The organism is Nonomuraea roseoviolacea subsp. carminata (assembly GCF_024172185.1).
In the GTDB taxonomy this organism is placed as follows: domain Bacteria; phylum Actinomycetota; class Actinomycetes; order Streptosporangiales; family Streptosporangiaceae; genus Nonomuraea; species Nonomuraea roseoviolacea.
In genome coordinates this window covers 6,290,112-6,308,493 of sequence record NZ_JAMZEC010000001.1, presented here as the reverse complement: position 1 = coordinate 6,308,493, position 18,382 = coordinate 6,290,112, and the positions used below count along the sequence as shown (strand labels likewise).

Below are 18,382 nucleotides of genomic sequence, written 5' to 3'. Positions count from 1 at the left end.
TGGGCACTACTTCCCCCTGAGAGTCGAGGGGGAGCTTTCATGCGTCATGTCCTGGCCGTCACCGCCGCGCTGGCCGTGTCCGCCACAGCCTGCGCGGGCACGGCGAAACCCGACACCGATCCCAAGGGCGCCGTACCGCCCATCGTGTGGGGGCCGTGCACGGACATCAAACGGCCCGGCGGCCAGACCCCGGCGCAGCAGGACCCCTCGGTCAGGTGCGCCAAGCTCGCGGTGCCGCTCGACTACAACAACCCCGGCGGCGACACGATCCAGCTCGCCCTCATCAAGATCGCGGCCACCGGCAAGCACCGCCTCGGCTCGCTCGTGTTCAACTTCGGCGGTCCCGGCGGCTCCGGGGTGGACACCCTCGACCAGGCCGCCAAGCAGTTCGAGTCGCTGCGCGGCCGCTACGACCTGGTCAGCTTCGACCCCCGCGGCGTCGAGCGCAGCGCGGGCGTGCGCTGCGGCTCCGACGCCGACATGGACCGCTGGGTGTCGCTCAACACGCTGCCGCTCACCGAGCAGACCCGCCTGGCCGGGCAGGCCGCCAACAAGGAGTTCGCCCGGCTCTGCCAGCGCGACGCCGGCCGGGTCCTGCCGTACGTGGGCACCGTGAACGCCGCCCGCGACATGGACCGGCTGCGCGAAGCGCTCAAGGACCCCAAGCTCAACTACTTCGGCATGTCGTACGGCACGCAGCTCGGCGCCGTGTACGCCACCCTGTTCCCGAAGAACGTCGGCCGGATGGTGCTCGACGCCCCGCTCGACCCGTCGATCACGTTCTCGGAGCGCACGATCGCGCAGACGCGCGGCTTCCAGCGGGAGTACGAGACCTTCCTGAAGAACTGCGTGCAGGAGGGCTGCGACTTCGGCAAGAGCGTCAAGGCCGCCGGCGCCAACGTCGACCGGCTCATGAACCGCCTGGTGACCCGGCCGCTCACCGTGGACGGACGGCAGCTCACCCAGGGCCTGGCCTCCACGGGCGTGGCCGCCGCCCTGTACTCGGAGCTGTCGTGGCCGTTCCTGGAGAAGGCGATCGCCGCGGGGATCAAGGGACGGGGCGAGGCGCTGATGTTCCTGGCCGACTCCTACACCGGGCGTGACCAGCGCGGTCACTACAGCACTCAGATGTCCAGCTTCCCGGCCATCACGTGCGTGGACTCGGCCGAGCGGCCCGACGACGCGCAGCTGCGCCGCACGTGGGAGCGCTCGACCGGGATCTCGCCGCTGTTCGGCGGTGAGGGCTCGGGCGGGCTGTGCCGGTTCTGGCCGGTCGCGGGCAGCGACCAGGCGCGGCACGTGAACGCCGCCGGGTCGGGCCCGATCCTGGTGGTGGGCGGCAAGGGCGACCCGGCCACGCCGTACCAGTGGGCGCCGCGCCTGACCAGGGAGCTCGGCACCGCGCGGCTGCTGACGTACGAGGGCGAGGGGCACGGCGCGTACACGTCGGGCAACCGCTGCATCCAGCGCCGGATCGACGCCTACCTCCTCACCGGCAAGCTCCCGGCCCGGGGCGCCGTCTGCGAGGCGACCTGAGCGGCCCCCGTCTAGGCTCGGGACCGTGACCGACTATCCGATGCTGATCGAGGGTGAGGCGGCCCGGCTCGTCGAGCTGGTGAGCGGGGCCGATCCGGGCACGCGCGTGCCCACCTGTCCCGGCTGGACCGTCGCCGACCTGGTCACCCACGTCGGCACCACGCACCGGTGGGTGACCCACATCCTGCGCGACCGGGTCCAGGAGCGGATCTGGTCGCGGCAGGTGCCCAACGGGCTGCCCGAGGGCGCGAGCGGCGACCCGGCCTGGCTGGCGCGGGGCGCGGCCGAGCTGCTGGACACGCTGCGGGCCACCGACCCGGCCACGCGGGTGTGGTCGTGGGGCGGCGAGCAGTCGGCGGCGTACTGGGCGCGGCGGATGACGTTCGAGCTGCTGGTCCACCGGATCGACGCCGAGCTGGCGCTGGGCGCCGAGCCGGCGGTGACCGTGGCGGCGGCGCTGGACGGCGTCGAGGAGTTCCTCGGCAACCTGCCGCACGCCGCCTGGATCACCCGCCGCCTGGCCGAGCTGGGCGCGGAGGGCGCCACGATCCATCTCCACGCCACCGACCCGCCGGCGGGCTCGCCGGAGGGCGCGGGCGAGTGGACCGTCACGCAGGGCCCCGAGGGTGTGATCACCTGGACGCGCGGCCACGCCAAGGCCGACGCGGCCGTCCGCGGCCCCGCGCGTGACCTGCTGCTCATGCTGTACGGCCGGCGCTTCTCCCCCGCGCTGACCGTCTTCGGCGACCGTCCCTTCCTGGACCGCTGGCTCGCCGCGGCCGCCTTCTGACCGCGGCAGGGAGCCGGTGCGGCGGAAAGGCCCTGGACGCGCCGCCGCTCGGCGGTCGGCGGCGAGTCCAGGGACGGGGCCGCGCGGCGCGAGGACCGCGCGGCCCGTCACGAGCCGGGGCGGGCGGGGGCCGGCGGGGAAGGCGCCGGCGGCGGCTCGCCGCGGCTCATGACTCAGGTGAAAGACCCTGGCTCACGACCCGCGCTCGGTTATCGAACACAATGACGATCCCATGGCGAAACGACAGCCCTATGTCGGTGTTTCCGGACGAGTTTTCGAGCTACTGATCGAGTACGGTGCCGTGCAACACCATCTCCGGAACGTCCGGCGTGAACCCCTCCAGCGGCCGGTCGGGGCAGCGCTCGCCCGTGACGCCGGCCGAGGCGATGCGGTCGAGCCGGAAGACCCGCACGTCGTCGCGTAACCGGCACCACCCGACGAGGTACCAGTAGCCGCCGCGCCCGCCCAGGAACACGCCGGGCTCCACGTCGCGCGTGGTCAGCGCGCCCTTGGCGTCGGCGTACTCCAGCCGCAGCACGCGGCGGCGCAGCAGCGCCTCCTCGATCGCCCGCGAGACGCCCGCGGCGCCGAGCAGCCGGGCGCCCGTGCCGTCGCCGCCGGGCTCGGCGACCACGCGCACCCGGCGGGCCAGCTCGCGCGCCAGCTCGCCCTCGCGGCCGGGCATCGCGGCCACGACCTTGCGCAGCGCGCTGCGCGCCTGCCGCCCGAACGGCTGGTCGCCCGACCTGCTGAGGGCCAGGGCGATGGCCACGGCCTCGGCCGGGGTGAAGTTGAGCGGGGGCAGCGACATCGCCTTGTCGAGCGCGTAACCGCCCCTGCGGCCCGGCTCGGCGTGGATCGGCACCCCGGACTCCTGGAGCGCGATGATGTCGCGCTCGATCGTGCGGACGCTCACCTCGAACCGGCGGGCGAGCTCGCGCGCCGAGCGGCAGCGTGGGGAGATCGCGCGCAGGTCCTCGACGAGCGCGTACAGCCGGTCGGTACGGTTCACGACCGCGACGCTACGCGCCGCCACCGACAATCACGCCTCCCGCGACGCCCCACGCCACATGCCCCTCACCCCCGCGCCAGCAGGGTCTGACCGCCCGAGCGAGGGCCCGCCCCGGTCACGACCCGCGGCGCGTCCAGGACACCAGTTCCTCCACCGGCCAGGTGTTCACGATCCGGCCGGCCTCGATCCCGCACCGGGCCGCCCGCTCGCACCCGAACCGCTGCCAGTCGAGCTGCCCCGGCGCGTGCGCGTCGGAGTCGATCGCGAAGTCGCACCCCGTCTCGTACGCGAGCAGCATCAGCCGCTTGGGCGGGTCGAGCCGGTCCGGCCGCGAGTTGATCTCCACGGCCACCCCGAACCTGCGGCACGCCTCGAAGACGACCTCGGCGTCGAACTCCGACTCCGGCCGCACCCCGCCGCGCCGGCCGCCGCCGCGCACGACGCGTCCCGTGCAGTGGCCCAGCACGTCCACGTGCGGGTTCGCCACGGCGGCGACCATGCGGCGGGTCATCTCGTGGCGGTTCATGCGCAGCTTGGAGTGGACGCTGGCGACGACCACGTCGAGGCGTTCCAGCAGCTCGGGCTCCTGGTCGAGGGTGCCGTCGAGGTTGACGTCCACCTCGATGCCGGTGAGGACCCGGAACGGCGCCAGCCGCTCGTTGAGCCGTTCGACCTGGTCGAGCTGGCGGCGCAGCCGGGCGGGCGACAGGCCGTTGGCGATCGTCAGCCGGGGCGAGTGGTCGGTCAGCGCCCAGTACTCGTGGCCGAGCGCGCGGGCCGTCTCGGCCATCTCCTCGATCGGCGACCCGCCGTCCGACCAGTCGGAGTGGCTGTGCAGGTCGCCCTTGAGCGCCGCGCGCAACGCCGCGGTCTCCTCGTCCAGGTCCGCGCCCTCGGTGGCGCGCAGCCTGCGCAGGTACGCGGGGACCTCGCCGCCCAGGGCCTCGGTGATGGCCAGGGCGGTGACCTTGCCGATGCCGGGCAGGTCCGCGAGGCCGCCCGCGCCGGCCAGCCGTACGAGCTCGTCGTGGGGCGTGGACTCGGCGACGGCGGCGGCGCGGCGGAAGGCGCGCACGCGGTACGTGGGCTCGCCGGCCCGCTCCAGGAGGAAGGCGATCTCACGCAGGGCTTCGACCGGTGTCATGGGGAACTCCTACCCCCGTGCGGTTCGTCACCTAATCGACATTGATGCCGCGGGTGGCCCCCGATAGGCTGATCGGCCAACGAAAGCAGGAGCTCATGGGACAACCGCGACCACCGCAGCAGCACCAACCGCCCCAGCGGTCCATGGCGTCCAAAGTGGTCACGTTGTCCGTCATCGGCATCGTCTCGGTCATGATCGTCGCCTACTGCGCCGCCCAGGACGACGACGACGTCACCGCCGACTGCGTCGACATGAGCCAGCAGCTGCCCGACGGCACGTACGAGGTCGTCGACGAGGACTACTGCGACGACGATGACGACGGCACCGTCCACTACTACGGCGGTGGCTCGCGCGGCGCCTACCACTGGTACTACGGCGGCACCCGGGTCGGCACCCGCGTGCGCGGCGGCTCCTCCTACCGCCCCTCCGACGTGTCGATCTCCTCCCGCGGCGGCAAGTCGATCCAGCGGGGCGGCTTCGGCGGCCGCTCCAGCAGCGGGAGCTGAGGCGTGCGGCGCGCATACGGCACACCCCGGCCCGGCTGGGACAAGATCATAGAGAGCCAGGGGCTGGCCTACCACCGCGCGGCCCATCCCGAGGGGCTGAGCCGGCCGTACTGGGACGAGTCCGTCCACTACGTCTTCTCCATGGCCGAGGTCGAGGAGCTGGAGGCGCAGGTCGAGGAGCTGCACGAGATGTGCCTGCGCGCCGCGGCCCACGTCGTGGAGACCGGCCGCTTCGCGGACTTCGCCATCCCCGGATGGGCCGTCGAGGACGTGCGGCGCTCGTGGGAGCGGCGCGACCCCCACCTGTACGGCCGCTTCGACCTGCGCTACGACGGCACCGGCCCGGCCAAGCTGCTGGAGTACAACGCCGACACGCCCACCTCGCTGGTGGAGTCGGCGGTGGTGCAGTGGTTCTGGCTGAAGGACACGCACCCGGACGACGACCAGTGGAACTCCGTCCACGAGCGGCTCGTCGACCGCTGGGCGGCCATGGCGCTGCCGCCCGGTCCCACCCACTTCGCCTGGACCGCCATGGACGAGACCGGCGAGGAGGCGATGACGCTCGCCTACCTGCAGGAGACGGCCGAGCAGGCCGGCCGCTCCACGGTGGCGGTGGCCATGGAGGACGTCGGCTGGGACGACCTCAACCGGCGCTTCTCCGACGTCGAGGAGCGCTGGATCCGCTCGATCTTCAAGCTGTACCCGTGGGAGTGGATGCTGGCCGACCCGTTCGGGCGGCACGCCGTCCGGCACGGCACCTGGATCGAGCCCCTGTGGAAGGTCCTGCTGTCGAACAAGGCACTGCTCGCGGTGCTGTGGGAGCTGTACCCGGGCCACCCCAACCTGCTGCCCGCCTACCTCGACGGGCCCCGCGACCTGACCTCGTACATCGTCAAGCCGCTGCTCGGCAGGGAGGGGGCGTCGATGCGCGTCGTCACCCCCGGCGGCGCCCACGAGACGCCGGGCGAGTACGGCCGCGAGGGCTTCGTCCACCAGGGCTTCGAGGCCCTGCCCGAGTTCGACGGCCAGCGACCGGTGCTCGGCGCCTGGGTGGTCGCCGACGAGGCGGCCGGCCTGGGCATCCGTGAGACCACGGGCCTCATCACCGATGACACCTCCTCCTTCGTCCCCCACCGAATCGAGCGATCATGACCCTGCTGGAAACCCTCGCCCGCGGCTCGGGCGCCATCGCCGCGTACGCCGCCGTCGGCGTGGCGCTGCTGATCATCGGCTTCTACGTGATCGACCTCGCCACCCCCGGCAAGCTCAGCTCGATCATCCGTACCGAGCGCAACCCCAACGCCACCCTGCTCGCCACCTCGGCCATGGTCGCCGTGGGTCTCATCGTGGCCGCCTCGATCTGGTCCTCCGGCGGGCGCCTGGTCGAGGGCCTGGCCGGCACGGCGGTCTTCGGCCTGGTGGGCATCGTGGTGCAGACCGTGGCGATGATGGTCTTCGACAAGGTGGTCGGCATCTCGGTCCGCGACCTGGTCAAGGAGCCGGAGGTGCAGCCGGGCACGCGGCTGCTGGCCGCCACGCACGTGGCGATCGGCCTGATCACCGCCGTCGCCGTCATCTGAGCCGCCGTCATCCGGACGGCGCCCGTGAGGGTGCTCGTCGCGGTCATCTCGACGGACCTGGCACTCTAGAGGCGTGACGGACCGGACCCGGGAGGACACCACCCGCAGGCTGGAGCGCGCCATGGGCGCGCTCGGCACGGCGGCCATGGCGCGCATGGACGAGCAGCTGCCGTGGTTCCGCGCGCTCAGCGCCGAGGACCGCTCCTGGGTGGGCCTGGTGGCGCAGGCCGGGATCGCCGCGTTCGTGGAGTGGTTCCAGCACGCCGGCGAGGACCGGCCGACGCCCAGCATCGAGTTCTTCGGCACCGCGCCGCGCGAGCTGAAGCGCTCGATCTCGCTCCAGCAGACGGTCGACATCGTGCGCATCGTCGTGGAGGTCGTCGAGGCGCAGAGCGACGAGCTGGCCGCGCCCGGCGGCGAGGACCAGCTCCAGCAGGCCATGCTGCGCTACACCCGCGACGTCGCCTTCGCCGCCGCCCAGGTCTACGCCCGCGAGGCCGAGGCGCGCGGCTCCTGGGACGCCCGGCTGGAGGCGCTGATCGTGGACGCGCTGGTGCGGGGCGAGGTCGACGACGGCCTCCACTCGTGGGCCGCCGCGCTCGGCTGGACCTCCTCCCCCGTGGTCGTCATCGCCGGGCACGCCCCCGACGACGACCCGCGCGCGGTGATCGACGGGCTGCGCGAGAAGGGCCGCCGCATCGGCATGGACCTGCTGGCCGGGGTGCAGGCCGACCGGCTGATCGTCATCGTGGGCGGCGCGGGCAGCGTCAACGACGCGGCCCGGCAGGTGGTGGCCCGCTTCGGGCCGGGCCCGATCGTCATCGGCCCGGAGGTGCCCGACCTGCACGCCGCCGCGCGCTCCGCGCGGGCCGCCCTGGCCGGGCTGAAGGCGTCCTCCGGCTGGCCCGACGCGCCCCGGCCCGTGCACGCCGACGACCTGCTCGCCGAGCGGGCGCTCGACGGCGACGAGGACGCCCGCGAGCAGCTCGTGGAGAACGTCTACCTGCCGCTGGCGGGCACGCCGCTGCTCGACACGCTGGCCACGTACCTGGAGCAGGGCACGTCGCTGGAGGCGACGGCGCGGCTGCTGTTCGTCCATCCCAACACGGTCCGCTACCGCCTGCGCAAGATCACGGAGCTGACCGGCTACCAGCCGACCGAGGGGCGCTCCGCGTTCACCCTCCAGGTCGGCCTCATCCTGGGGCGGCTCTCGGAGAGCGCCGCGATGTGGCGGGCGCTCACGTAGGTACGCGGTGACGCGGCCGTGACATGGCGGCCCTAACGTAATCATCCCGAAACCCCCACTGTAGGAACCCTACAAAAGGTGTTGGACAAAGTTCGTACGGATCCTTAGCCGCGTGTCGAACCTCTACAGGGCAAGGTGGTTTTTGTGCTTGCAATCGTCGCTCCGGGCCAGGGCGCCCAGACCCCAGGTTTCCTGACACCGTGGCTTGAGCTGCCGGGTCTGGCCGACCGGCTCGCCGCGTGGTCCGAGGTCGTGGGCCTGGACCTCATCACCTACGGCACGACGGCCGGGGCCGACGAGATCCGCGACACCGCGGTCGCCCAGCCCCTGCTCGTGGCCGCCGCGCTGGCCTCCGCCGAGGCGCTCGGCGTCCGGCCCGACCTGGTGGCCGGGCACAGCGTCGGCGAGTTCGCCGCCGCCGCCCTCGCCGGGACGCTCACCGCCGAGCAGGCCCTCGCGCTGGTCCGCGAGCGCGCCCAGGCCATGGCCAAGGCCGCGGCCGTCACCGAGACCGGCATGACCGCCGTGCTCGGCGGCGACGAGGCCGAGGTGCTGGCCGCCATCGAGCGGCACGGCCTGACCCCCGCCAACATCAACGGCGCCGGCCAGATCGTCGCCGGCGGCACGCTGGAGCAGCTCGCCGCCTTCCAGGACGACGCGCCCGAGCGCGCCCGGCTGCGCCCGCTCGCCGTCGCGGGCGCCTTCCACACCGTCCACATGGCTCCGGCCGTCGCCACCCTGCGCGACGCCGCGCTCGGCGTGACGCCCGCCGACCCGGCCGTCCGGCTGCTGTCCAACGCCGACGGCCAGGTCGTCACGAGCGGCGCCGACTTCCTCGACCGGCTGGTCAAGCAGGTCAGCAGCCCCGTCCGCTGGGACTCCTGCATGGCCACGATGGCCGAGCAGGGCGTCACCGCGATCATCGAGCTGCTGCCCGGCGGCACCCTGACCGGCCTGGCCAAGCGCGCGCTGCGGGGCGTGCCGACGGTCGCGCTGAAGACCCCCGACGACATCGACGCGGCCAAGGAGCTGACCAAGTGAGGATCCCCGACGTCGCGCCCGGCGCGAAGATCCTGGCCTTCGGCCACTACCAGCCGGCCACCATCGTCACCAACGACGACCTGGCCAAGGTCATGGACACCAACGACGAGTGGATCCAGTCGCGGGTCGGCATCCGGGAGCGCCGCATCGCCGCCGAGGGCGAGTCGGTCGAGGACATGGCCGTCCAGGCCGGCGGCAAGGCGCTGGCCGCCAGCGGCCTGTCGGCGAGCGACGTCGACCTGGTGATCGTCGCCACCTGCACGCTGGAGACGCAGATCCCCAACGCCGCCGCCGTGGTCGCCCACCGGCTCGGCATCGACTCGCCCGGCGCGTTCGACGTCAACGCCGCCTGCGCCGGCTTCTGCTACGCGCTGGCCACCGCCAGCGCCGCCGTCCGCGGCGGCTCGGCGCGCAACGTGCTGGTCATCGGCTCCGAGAAGCTGTCGCAGTGGGTGGACCCGACCGACCGGTCCACCGCCGTGATCTTCGCCGACGGCGCGGGCGCCGCGGTGGTGGCCCCGTCCGACACGCCCGGCATCGGGCCGGTCGTGTGGGGCAGCTCCGGCGACAAGTCCGACGCGATCATCATCCCCGACCGCAACGACAGCCTCCACCAGGAGGGCCAGGCGGTGTTCCGCTGGGCCACCACCGCGCTGCACCCGGTGGCCAGGCAGGCGTGCGAGCGCGCCGGCGTCGACCCGTCGGAGCTGGCCGCGTTCGTGCCGCACCAGGCCAACCTGCGCATCATCGAGGCGATCGCGCGCAAGCTCGGCGCCGACAAGGCCGTGGTCGCGCGGGACATCGTCACCGCCGGCAACACCTCGGCGGCGTCCATCCCGCTGGCGCTCTCGCGCATGATCGAGCGCGGCGAGGTCCGCTCCGGCGACCTCGCGCTCGTTCTGGGCTTCGGCGCCGGCCTCACCTATGCGGGCCAAGTGATCGAGGTTCCGTAGGATCCGGTACGGCTCCCGCCGTACCGGACACAGCTTGTACGGCGTGAGCCGTACAGATCCAGATAGAACCCAAAGGAGAACGACGACATGGCTGCCACCGAGCAGGAGATCCTCGAGGGCCTCGGCAAGATCATCAACGAGATCACCGGCATCCCGGCCTCCGAGGTGACTCCCGAGAAGAGCTTCGTGGACGACCTCGACATCGACTCCCTGTCCATGGTCGAGATCGCCGTGGCCGCCCAGGACGAGTTCGGCGTCGAGATTCCCGACGACCAGCTCAAGAACCTGAAGACGGTCAAGGACGTCCTCACCTTCATCCAGAACTGACGATCGTCGCGGTCTCCGGGCCGCCGATCGCCTGAACCTTCACCCTACTGATCGACAAGGAGCGCGAAACGTGAGTGCGAACCGGGTACGTGTCGTCGTCACCGGGCTCGGCGCGACGACGCCCGTCGGTGGAGACGTCACCTCGACCTGGTCGGCGCTCCTCGCCGGTCAGTCGGGCGTCAAGACCATCACCGAGGACTGGGTCGACACCGTCCCCGTGAAGTTCGCGGGGACGGCCGCCGTCGACCCGGCCGAGGTGCTGCCCCGGCCCGAGGCCCGCCGCCTCGACCGCAGCGAGCAGTTCGCCCTCGTGGCGGCGCGCGAGGCGTGGCAGGACGCGGGCGCCCCCGACGTCGCGCGTGAGCGGCTCGGCGTCGTGGTGTCCAGCGGCATCGGCGGCATCAACACGACGCTGTCGGCCTACGACACCTACAAGGAGCGCGGCTGGAACCGGCTCTCGCCGTTCACCGTGCCCATGCTCATGCCGAACGGCCCGGCCGCCTGGGTCGGCCTCGACCTCGGCGCCCAGGCCGGCGTGCACGCCACCGTGTCCGCCTGCGCCTCCGGAGCCGAGGCCATCGGCTACGCCATGGACATGATCAGGTCCGGGCGCGCCGACGTCGTCGTGGCCGGCGGCACCGAGGCGGCGATCCACGGCCTCAACGTGGCGGCCTTCGCCGCCGCGCGGGCCATGTCCACCCGCAACGACGACCCGGCCGGCGCGTCGCGGCCCTGGGACCGTGAGCGTGACGGCTTCGTGCTCGGCGAGGGCGCCGGCATCATCGTGCTGGAGTCCGAGGAGCACGCCCGGGCGCGGGGCGCGCGGATCTACGCCTACGCCGCGGGCGTCGGCTACTCCGCCGACTCCCACCACATCACCCAGCCGGAGCCGGAGGGCCGGGGCGTCATCATGGCGATGACGCAGGCGCTCAACGACGCCGACATCGCCGGCCTGGACGTCAAGCACGTCAACGCCCACGCCACCTCGACCCCCGCGGGCGACGTCGTCGAGGTGCAGGCGGTCGCCAAGGCCATCGGCACCCACCCGCTGGTCACCTCGACCAAGTCCATGACCGGCCACCTGCTGGGCGGCGCGGGCGGCATCGAGTCCGTCTTCACGATCAAGGCGCTGCAGGAGCGGATCGTCCCCGCGACGATCAACCTCTCCGACCCCGACGACGGGATCGAGGTGGAGATCGTCCACGGCGCCAACCGCGAGCTGCCCGCCGGCGACATCGCCGCGGTCAACAACTCGTTCGGGTTCGGCGGGCACAACGCCACCGTCGTCTTCAAGGGGGCTTAATGACCGTGCTCGACAACAGGGTGGTGACCAGCGGCTCCGATCAGGAGCCCGCTGATCCCCGCGACCCGGCCGTCCGCCTGGCCGCGCTGCTCGACGAGGGCTCGCTGCGGCTGATCACTCCCGAGGACAAGAGCGGCGTGCTCGCCGCGACGGGCCGCGTGGAGGGGGTCCCTGTCGTCGCGTTCTGCAGTGACGCTCGCTTCCAGGGCGGCGCGATGGGCGGCGAGGGCTGCGAGCACATCGTGCACGCCTACGACGTGGCCGTCCGAGAGCGGGTGCCGGTCATCGGGATCTGGCACTCCGGCGGTGCGCGACTCGCCGAAGGCGTCGAGTCGCTGCACGCCGTCGGCCGGGTCTTCGCCGCCATGACCAAGGCGTCCGGCGTCGTCCCGCAGATCTCCGTGGTCGTCGGCCCGGCCGCGGGCGGCGCCGCCTACGGCCCGGCGCTGACCGACCTGGTCATCCTGGCCGACTCCGGCCGCATCTTCGTCACCGGCCCCGACGTGGTGCGCAGCGTCACCGGCGAGGACGTCGACAGCGCCGCGCTGGGCGGCCCCGAGCCCCACAGCAAGCGCAGCGGCGTCGTCCACGTCGTCACCAAGACCGAGACCGACGCGCTGCTCAAGGCGCGCCAGCTCGCCGTCCTGCTCGGCCACCAGGGCCGGGTGCGCACCTCCGCGGTGGACGAGGTCGACTTCTCCAGCCTGCTGCCCGACTCGGCGCGCCGCGCCTACGACGTCAAGCCGCTGGTCAACGGCCTGCTCGACGAGCCCGGCGTGGAGCTGCACCCCAAGTGGGCGCCCAACATCGTCACCACCCTCGGCCGGCTCGGCGGCCGCACCGTCGGTGTGATCGCCAACAACCCGATGCGGCTCGGCGGCTGCCTCGACGCGACCTCCGCGGAGAAGGCCGCCCGGTTCGTGCGCATGTGCGATGCCTTCGGGGTACCGCTGGTCGTCCTCGTGGACGTCCCCGGCTACCTGCCCGGCGTCGGCCAGGAGCACGACGGCGTGGTCCGCCGCGGCGCCAAGCTGCTGCACGCCTTCGCCGAGGCGTCCGTGCCGCGCGTCACGCTGGTCACCCGCAAGGCGTACGGCGGAGCGTACATCGCCATGAACTCCCGCGCGCTCGGCGCCACCAAGGTGTTCGCCTGGCCGACGACCGAGGTCGCGGTCATGGGCGCGGTGGCGGCGGTGCGCATCCTCAAGCGGCGCGAGCTGGCGGCGGCGCCCGACGAGGAGCGGGCGGAGCTGGAGCAGCGCCTGGCCGAGGAGCACGAGAAGCTGGCCGGCGGCCTGGCCCGCGCGCAGGAGCTCGGCGTGATCGACGAGGTCATCGAGCCCAAGGAGACGCGCGGCGCGATCGCCAAGGTGCTCGCCCAGGCCACCCCGGCCCGCGGCGCGCACGGCAACATCCCCCTGTAACCAGGGAGACCGCACTCCGGACAACCCCGATGGGCCCCGCACCTTGCCAGGTGCGGGGCCCATCGGCGTTCGACCAGGCGACGCCTCGCGAAGAGGAGAGCAGGGTCAGACGGCGGCGTGCAGCCAGCGGACGGGGGCGCCGTCGCCGGCGTAGCGGAACGGCTCCAGCTCCTCGTCCCACGGCCGGCCGAGCAGCTTGTCCAGCTCGTCCTCCAGGACGCACCGGCCCTGCGCGGCCATCATCATCACCGTGCGCAGGCGGTCCTCAGGGATCATGATGTCGCCCGCCGCTCCGATCACCGCGCTGAAGGCGCCGAGCGTCGGCGTGTAGGCGTGGCGGGACCCGTCGACGCCCGGCGAGGCGTCCTCGGTGATCTCGAACCTGATGCGCTGCCAGCCCATGAGCGAGGACGTGATGGCGGCCGCGATGCCGGGGCGGCCCTCCCACTCCGCCTGCGCCCGCACGACGTTGGGCGCGGCTGGTTGCGGCGTCCACGTCAGGTCCACGGGCACGCCAAGGACACCCGCGACCGCCCATTCGATATGAGGGCACAGCGCGGGCTGAGCCGAGTGGACGTAGAGCACGCCACGAGCAGACACCGGACCTCCCGTTTCGGTACGAGGTGCGCCTTCCCCAACGGCCTCGTCCTGGGATGATCACAAGTGACTAGGGAGAGACTACCGTCGGTCGCAATCCGGCACCAGAGGGGGCCCATACCAAGTTGTTGCGGCTGTGGCACGTGACAGGGGGCCACCTCGGGGATAGGTACCGGCACATGGACATCGAATATGCCGGCGAGGCGCTCATCCGCCCAGGTCAGGTGCTCACCGACCGCAGCGCCCTGTCCGCGGTGGCGCGCTGGACCCAGGCGGTCTCCGAGGGCGACGGCGTCTGCGTGATCCATCTGTCGCGCGGGGTCGACGTGTGCGAGATCGCCGGCGATCTCCGCGACCGCGGCTTCCGGGCCTCCCCCAACCACGTGGTCGCCGGCCAGCCGCTGTTCTTCGGCGGCCCGGCGTCCCGGCCGTTCCCGGTGCGCCAGGCGCCAAGCCGGCCCTCCAGGGGCCGCTCGGACGTGCTCGTCGGCCTGCTCGACACGGGCGTCGCCAAGCATCCGTGGTGGGAGTCCAGCGAGTGGTACGGCGAGCTGGGCCGCGACGACGGCGACGCCGCCGAGGGCACGCAGGCCGGCCATGGCACGTTCCTGGCCGGGCTCATCCTGCGCCGCGCGCCGGGCGTGTCGCTGTGCGCGCGGCGGGTCCTCGACGGCGACGGCGTCGGCGACGAGGCGACGGTGATCCGGGCGCTGAACCGCATGCGGGAACGGGCGCCCCAGGTGATCAACCTGTCCTTCGGCTGCTACACCTTCGACGACCGCCCGCCGCCCCTGCTGGCCGACGCGCTCAAGGGGCTGCCCGACACGGTGAAGGTGGCCTGCGCGGGCAACACGGCCGACGACCGGCCGTTCTGGCCGGCCGCGCTGCAGGGGGTGATCGCGGTGGGCGCGGTGGACGCCGCCGAGCAGCGGCCGGCGCCGTTCACCGCCCACGGCACCTGGGTCGACGCGTGCGCCCGCGGCGAGTGGCTGACCAGCAGTTATCTGGAGACAGGAGAGTTCGGGGGGTACGCGGCGTGGAGCGGGACGTCGTTCGCCGCCGCCCTGGTGGCGGGCGCGATCGCCGACGCCGCGCGGGACCTCCCGGCGCAGGACGCGGCCCGGCGCGTGCTCGATCCGGCGAGGGCCAGGCAAATCCCTGATCTGGGGTCTCTCGTCCCGTCGAGTCTGTAGAGTTTACGCTCAGTCCTCGGCCAGTTACGAGGAGGCAGCCTCGTAGACCGGGCGAAGGAGGCCGCGTGCACGAGCCACGAGACTCAGGCGAGTTGCTCATGGCGGCGGCCGACGACGACCAGAGGGCCTGGGACATGCTCGAGTCCAGGTACGGACCCAGGATGTGGGCGACCGCCCGCGCCTGTGGCTTGAGCGAGGCAGATGCGGCGGACGCAGTACAGGGAGCGTGGCTGCGCCTGTTGGAGCATCTGCACACGATCAGGGACCCATCGGGCATCGGCGCGTGGCTGGCGACGACCACGCGTCGTGAGGCGATGCTGATTCTCAGGAAGGGGCGTCCCGGCGTTCCCTTGCCTGAGGTCGTACCCGGCGACCCTGATCCGGCGGCGGCCGTCCTGGAGGCCGACAACAGCCGCCGGCTCTGGAATGCGGTCTCTGGCCTGCACGAACCATGCCGTACCCTCCTCCGCCTGGTGGCCAGCGACTGTGGCAACCGGCAGGTGGCGGGGCGGCTGGGCGTGCCCCTGGGCAGCGTGGGTCCCACCAGATCGCGGTGCCTGGAGAGATTGCGCACTCTGATCCACCAACAGGAGACGGTGCAATGATCAACGAAGAGTATTTCCTGGCGGCGCTTCGTCTTGCCGCCGGGCACGACCCGCTCCCAGAACATGTCTCCGCTGCCGCTCGGGACGCCTACGGGCTCCGGGTCCCGCAAGCGGTGACAGCCGTGCCTGCGGAGTGCCCCGCCTCACGCGAGGTGCGAAGCTCGGACGGCTGCAAGATGGTCCGCTTCGTGGCCGCCGGACTGACCTTCGACCTGGAGGTGACCGTGGGTGACGGGCTCATCGACGTGGCGGGACAGATCGTCCCGCACCCTGGAGAGGGCAGCCACGTCGACGTCCGCACTCCTCATCTGACGCTGACCCGACGCCTGGCCCGCACCGGCCACTTCGCTGCCACGGGCCTGCCTCCGGGCTGGCTCAGCGTGGTCTGCCACCGTCCCGGCCAACCACCCGTCCAGACCAGGTGGGTGCGCATCCGGCCGTGACGACCGGCGGTGCTGTGACGCATGGCCTGGTGGAGGCGGCCGAGGCGGCGGTGCTGCGCTCGGTCGTCGATCCGGCTCAGGCCATGCGCGCGGCTCAGTCCGTCCTGACGGCCGCCGACGCCCGGGGAATGGCGGAGGCGGCCGTCGTGGCGCTCAGGGCGATGGGGCTGGCCGCGCGTGAGCTCGGCGACCTCCCGGCCGCCGAGCGCCACCTGCGGCGCGCCGTCGCCACCTCCGGCGCACCGCCCGAGCGGCTGGCCCAGGCGCGGCTGTCCCTGGTCACCGTACGCACCGAACGCGGGCATCCCGTGCAGGCGCTGCGCATCGCGGCCCTGGCCTGGCCCGCGCTGTCGTCCCTCGACCGAGCCAAGCTCGACACCCAGCGCGCCGTGGCGCTGGCCCACCTCGGCCGCTACCGGGGAGCCGTGGCCGCGTGCGACCGCGCCGTCGAGGTCCTGGCCGCGGCGCCGGGCGGCGGCGACGACCACCGGTTCCTGGCGGGCGGGCTGCTCAACCGAGGGCTGGTGCGCGCCTTCCTCGGCGAGTGGGACGCGGCCATGGGCGACGTCACCGCCTGCCTGGAGCTGGCCCGGCACGCCGGGCTCGACCACCTCGCCCGCCTGGCCGCCGCCAACCTGCCCTTCCTGGCCGTACGGCGGGGCGACGTCGCGGGGGCGTTCGGGCACTACCGGGAGGCCGAGGAGGCGCTGTTCGGCTTCGCCGAGCGGCTGGCGACGATGCGGGCGGACTTCGCGGGCGCCCTGCTGGCGGCCCAGCAGCCCGGCGAGGCGCGCGAACTGCTCAGCCGGGCCGTACCCGATCTGGAGGCGTCGGGGGCGCACGTGGCGCTGGCCGACGCGCGGCTGAAGCTGGCCCGGGCGGAGCTGCTGACGGGCGACCCGCGGCGGGCGCTGGCGCTCGCCGTCCGGGCGGGGCGGGAGCTGGAGGCGCAGGGGCGCGCCTCGTGGCTGCCGCTCGCCCGCGAGGTCGTGCTGCGCGCCCGGCTCGCCCTGGACGGGCCAGCGCCCGGGCTGCTGGCGGAGCTGGTGGCGTGCGCCGGGGAGCTGGAACGCGACCCCGCGCACCAGGCGGGGGGCGCGGCGCTGCGGCTGGAGGCGGCCGAGGCCGCCCTCGCGCTGGGCGACCGGTCCACGGCCCTGGGGCAGCTCGCCGAGCTGACGAACGCCCCTCCGGACGTTCCCGCCCCGGCCCCGGCCGCGGGGGTGATCCCGGAGGGTCGCGGGACGGCTCGCAGGGTGGCGGCGCTGCCTCCGGCGTTGCAGGAGCTCATCGGTGGCGAGCCCGGTCCTCCTCCGGAGCGGCGGGTGCCGGGGCTGGTGCGGCAGCACGCCCTGGCGCTGGAGGCCGAGCTGCGGGGCGACACGGACGCCGCGTTGCGCGCGGCCGGCGAGGGGCTGGCCGAGGCCCGCAGCCAGGCGGGCGCGTTCGAGGACCCGGGGCTGCGGGCGCACATGGCGCGGGCGGGCGAGCGGCTGGCCGGGCTGGGGCTGCGGCTGGCGGCACGGGACCGGGACGCGGCCGAGGTGTTCGCCTGGGCCGAGCGCTGGCGCGCCGTGGCGGCGCCGGAGGCGTACGTACCGGACCTGCGCGAGGTGCGGGCCGCCCTGGCGGAGGCCGCACCTGGTGGACGCGGCGCGGGCACGGAGGGCAGAGCCGTGCTCAGCGGAAGCGACGCGGGTGCCGAGGAGTCCCGCGGGGCCGTGCTTCTTGAGTTCGTGGTGGAGGGGGCGTCGCTGCTCGTCGTGGTGGTGACGCAGGAGCGCGCGCTGGTGCGGCGGCTGGGGCGGCTGGAGGAGGTCGCCGAGGCGGTCGTGCGCCTGCGCTACGCCCTGCGCCGCCACACGCTGGGCGACGGCCCGGCGGTGGACGAGCGGACCGCCCTCGCCCCGGGCGGGCCGGTGCCGGAGGCGGCGGGCGAGGTCGAGCGGCTGCTGCTGAGGCCGGTCGAGCGCGAGATCGCCGAGCGGCCGCTGGTGGTGGTGCCCGCCGGGGTGCTGCACACCGTGCCGTGGGCCGCGCTGCCGTGCCTGCGCGGGCGTCCCGTGAGCGTGGCCGCGAGCGCGGCGGCCTGGCTGGCGGCCGGACGGCGCGCGCCCGTCCCGGACGGCGCTCCGGTGGTGGCCGCCGCCGCGGGGCCCGGGCTGGCGCACGCCCGTACCGAGGTGGACCGCGTGCTGGCCGGCCATCCGCGCGGGCGTGAGGTTCCCGCGCGCACCGGGCCGGTGATGGAGGCGCTGGCCGCCGCCGACGTGCTGCACCTGGCGGCGCACGGCGTGTTCCACGCGCGCAGCCCGCTGCTGTCGTCCATCACGCTGGACGACGGGCCGCTCATGGCGTACGACCTGCTGCGGCTGCCGCGCTCGCCGGGGCTCGTCGTGCTGTCGGCGTGCGACGCGGGGATGGCGCGCGTCCCCGCCGAGGGCGCGCTGTTGGGGCTGGCCGGGGCGTTCCTGGCCAGGGGGACGGCCTGCGTCGTCGCCGGGATGGTGCCGGTGCGCGACGACGACGCGCGGGCCGTGATGACGCTCTTCCACGAACTGCTGGCCCATGGCGAGCCGCCCGCGTCCGCGCTGGCGGCGGCCTCGGCCAAGACGGAGGTGCCGGGCTTCATCTGCTTCGGCGCGGGCCACCGCCCCGTCACACCCCCCGCCTGACCCGAGC

General features: G+C 73.7%; 18 protein-coding genes. 15 read left to right on the top strand and 3 right to left on the bottom strand.

The window, feature by feature from the left end; translation table 11 throughout:
- Window positions 1-39 precede the first annotated feature (39 nt).
- Together HD595_RS29175 and HD595_RS29170 are read left to right on the top strand one after the other, a co-directional pair.
- Complete coding sequence (locus HD595_RS29175; RefSeq protein ID WP_253774503.1) at window positions 40-1,536, top strand: alpha/beta hydrolase; 1,497 nt, start codon at window positions 40-42, stop codon at window positions 1,534-1,536.
- A gap of 25 nt (window positions 1,537-1,561) precedes the next feature.
- A complete protein-coding gene (locus tag HD595_RS29170) occupies window positions 1,562-2,326 on the top strand; it encodes a maleylpyruvate isomerase family mycothiol-dependent enzyme (protein ID WP_253774501.1) in 765 nt (254 codons plus the stop codon).
- 280 nt (window positions 2,327-2,606) lie between these two features.
- Here HD595_RS29170 and HD595_RS29165 read toward each other — a convergent pair whose 3' ends face one another.
- Together HD595_RS29165 and HD595_RS29160 are read right to left on the bottom strand one after the other, a co-directional pair.
- Entirely contained in the window at window positions 2,607-3,338 is a 732-nt protein-coding gene (locus HD595_RS29165; RefSeq protein ID WP_253774499.1) for a helix-turn-helix transcriptional regulator, read from the bottom strand.
- A 115-nt stretch (window positions 3,339-3,453) separates the two neighbouring features.
- Complete coding sequence (locus HD595_RS29160) at window positions 3,454-4,482, bottom strand: PHP domain-containing protein (RefSeq protein ID WP_253774497.1); 1,029 nt, start codon at window positions 4,480-4,482, stop codon at window positions 3,454-3,456.
- A gap of 164 nt (window positions 4,483-4,646) precedes the next feature.
- Between HD595_RS29160 and HD595_RS29155 the strand changes: the two genes are divergently transcribed.
- From HD595_RS29155 to HD595_RS29115, 9 genes are all read left to right on the top strand, one after another.
- Window positions 4,647-4,988 carry a hypothetical protein gene (locus HD595_RS29155; RefSeq protein ID WP_253774495.1) on the top strand — a complete coding sequence of 114 codons (342 nt, stop codon included), beginning with the start codon at window positions 4,647-4,649 and terminating at the stop codon, window positions 4,986-4,988.
- Window positions 4,989-4,991: 3 nt separating this feature from the next.
- Window positions 4,992-6,140, top strand: a complete 1,149-nt coding sequence (locus HD595_RS29150) for a glutathionylspermidine synthase family protein (RefSeq protein WP_253774493.1) — start codon at window positions 4,992-4,994, stop codon at window positions 6,138-6,140.
- Window positions 6,137-6,568: a DUF350 domain-containing protein gene (locus HD595_RS29145; protein WP_253774491.1), complete on the top strand. Its 432-nt coding sequence runs from the start codon at window positions 6,137-6,139 to the stop codon at window positions 6,566-6,568. Before HD595_RS29150 ends, HD595_RS29145 begins: the two co-directional genes overlap by 4 nt.
- A 121-nt stretch (window positions 6,569-6,689) precedes the next feature.
- Window positions 6,690-7,814 carry a PucR family transcriptional regulator gene (locus HD595_RS29140; protein ID WP_253781352.1) on the top strand — a complete coding sequence of 375 codons (1,125 nt, stop codon included), beginning with the start codon at window positions 6,690-6,692 and terminating at the stop codon, window positions 7,812-7,814.
- A gap of 144 nt (window positions 7,815-7,958) precedes the next feature.
- Entirely contained in the window at window positions 7,959-8,855 is an 897-nt protein-coding gene (locus HD595_RS29135; protein ID WP_253774490.1) for an ACP S-malonyltransferase, read from the top strand.
- Complete coding sequence (locus HD595_RS29130; protein ID WP_253774488.1) at window positions 8,852-9,808, top strand: beta-ketoacyl-ACP synthase III; 957 nt, start codon at window positions 8,852-8,854, stop codon at window positions 9,806-9,808. The genes HD595_RS29135 and HD595_RS29130 overlap by 4 nt, the downstream gene beginning before the upstream one ends.
- 87 nt (window positions 9,809-9,895) lie before the next feature.
- Window positions 9,896-10,135 carry an acyl carrier protein gene (locus HD595_RS29125; RefSeq protein WP_148030187.1) on the top strand — a complete coding sequence of 80 codons (240 nt, stop codon included), beginning with the start codon at window positions 9,896-9,898 and terminating at the stop codon, window positions 10,133-10,135.
- A gap of 70 nt (window positions 10,136-10,205) precedes the next feature.
- Window positions 10,206-11,438, top strand: coding sequence for a beta-ketoacyl-ACP synthase II (gene fabF, locus HD595_RS29120; protein WP_253774486.1), 1,233 nt, complete (start codon window positions 10,206-10,208; stop codon window positions 11,436-11,438).
- Window positions 11,438-12,862 carry an acyl-CoA carboxylase subunit beta gene (locus tag HD595_RS29115; protein ID WP_253774484.1) on the top strand — a complete coding sequence of 475 codons (1,425 nt, stop codon included), beginning with the start codon at window positions 11,438-11,440 and terminating at the stop codon, window positions 12,860-12,862. Before fabF ends, HD595_RS29115 begins: the two co-directional genes overlap by 1 nt.
- A 105-nt stretch (window positions 12,863-12,967) precedes the next feature.
- Here HD595_RS29115 and HD595_RS29110 read toward each other — a convergent pair whose 3' ends face one another.
- A complete protein-coding gene (locus tag HD595_RS29110) occupies window positions 12,968-13,462 on the bottom strand; it encodes a DUF3145 domain-containing protein (RefSeq protein ID WP_175602497.1) in 495 nt (164 codons plus the stop codon).
- A gap of 176 nt (window positions 13,463-13,638) precedes the next feature.
- Between HD595_RS29110 and HD595_RS29105 the strand changes: the two genes are divergently transcribed.
- From HD595_RS29105 to HD595_RS46880, 4 genes are all read left to right on the top strand, one after another.
- Window positions 13,639-14,652 (top strand): S8 family peptidase, encoded by a 1,014-nt coding sequence (locus HD595_RS29105; RefSeq protein ID WP_253774482.1) that lies wholly within the window; start codon window positions 13,639-13,641, stop codon window positions 14,650-14,652.
- 65 nt (window positions 14,653-14,717) lie between these two features.
- Window positions 14,718-15,257 carry an RNA polymerase sigma factor gene (locus tag HD595_RS29100; RefSeq protein ID WP_253774480.1) on the top strand — a complete coding sequence of 180 codons (540 nt, stop codon included), beginning with the start codon at window positions 14,718-14,720 and terminating at the stop codon, window positions 15,255-15,257.
- A 188-nt stretch (window positions 15,258-15,445) separates the two neighbouring features.
- Complete coding sequence (locus HD595_RS29095; protein WP_253774478.1) at window positions 15,446-15,700, top strand: hypothetical protein; 255 nt, start codon at window positions 15,446-15,448, stop codon at window positions 15,698-15,700.
- 14 nt (window positions 15,701-15,714) lie between these two features.
- A complete protein-coding gene (locus HD595_RS46880; RefSeq protein ID WP_253774476.1) occupies window positions 15,715-18,375 on the top strand; it encodes a CHAT domain-containing protein in 2,661 nt (886 codons plus the stop codon).
- Window positions 18,376-18,382 lie beyond the last annotated feature (7 nt).